The following is a 1,148-nucleotide window of genomic DNA, read 5'->3' on the forward strand; positions in this document are numbered from 1 at the left end:
CAGCAGCCACCGCCGCCGCCTCACTCGGCACCGCAACAAGCGCGGGGCCTGGAGGTGGGAAGAATGGTGGAGCTGCGGCAGCGGCAGATAGTCGAGAAAAGGATAAGAAGCGTCTGCAGCATCTTGTTCGGCAAATGATGATGGCTCCATTTGGGCTTGCTCCGTTTTCGGAGGAGGATATTGCTCGGTTGCGGGAGCAGGCCGACGGCAAGGGTGACTGGGACCCCGACGCCAATCAAAGGGGTATTGGTGACTGCTACCTGCTTGCCACGCTGCAGGGCTACTCCCGGACTGAGGACGGCCAGCAAAAGCTGCGGGACCAAGTCAGGTGGGACGAGGGGAAGGGCTGCTTCGTCGTCACCCTCTACGACAACGGCAAACCCGTCGACGTCGACGTGGATGACTACTACTCTGGCGGTACCAAAGACCATCAGGGACGACCCACCCTCATGAGCATCTACGAACGTGCCTACGGCCAACACTTCGGATTCCAAGACCTCGCCGACGGTGGTAGAGCAGTCGACACAATTCCGCAGATCACCCATAGTAAGTCTTATAGTGTCGACACATGGGGCTCGGAACCTGGCTGGTTCGGCTTGACCTTCCCGAAAGAGGACCACAAGTACGACCAAAGCGAGTGGAACAACATCAAGAGCGCTGTTGACTCCGGGCAAGTCGTTGTCGCCTCAACAAGAGGGGGGAGCTTCGGCAATGGTGACACGGTCAATGCTGCTACTGACACCAACGGGGACGGTAAGATTGACACCAAGAATCCTGGTGTCAATGGCGAGGCGCCAGACCAGGAAACTGAGTGCCGCCTCGTTGGGGGAGACTATGACCATGATTCTAAAACGGAGAAATCATCCCATGCGTACACGGTTGTCGACATCGACGACGAGTATGTTACCCTACGCAACCCCTGGGGCGGGAATGACACTCCCAATGATGGCAGGAAGGATGGCGGCCTGATCCGAATCACTCGAGAAGATTATGAGAAGCACTTCGCTCGTACTGACATCGGCCAGGTTCCCTGACGGCAAGCACTCTTAAGAGAGCGGGTAATGGTGGACATGAAACACTCTCATGGCGTAGAAGTAACTGGCTCCCCGGGAAACTTCGTCCCACAATATGTTGGCAGTCAACCAAAA

Annotated in this window: 1 protein-coding gene; it reads left to right on the forward strand. The window is 56.8% G+C overall.

Going from position 1 to position 1,148, the window contains the following annotated elements; translation table 11 throughout:
- The coding region (locus HMPREF2883_RS07915) for a C2 family cysteine protease (protein ID WP_218079132.1) at positions 1-1,034 on the forward strand (1,034 nt) is incomplete at its 5' end.
- Positions 1,035-1,148: the final 114 nt, after the last annotated feature.

Origin of the sequence: Actinomyces sp. HMSC075C01, from assembly GCF_001812965.1 — a bacterium.
GTDB classification, from domain to species: Bacteria; Actinomycetota; Actinomycetes; order Actinomycetales; family Actinomycetaceae; genus Actinomyces; species Actinomyces acetigenes.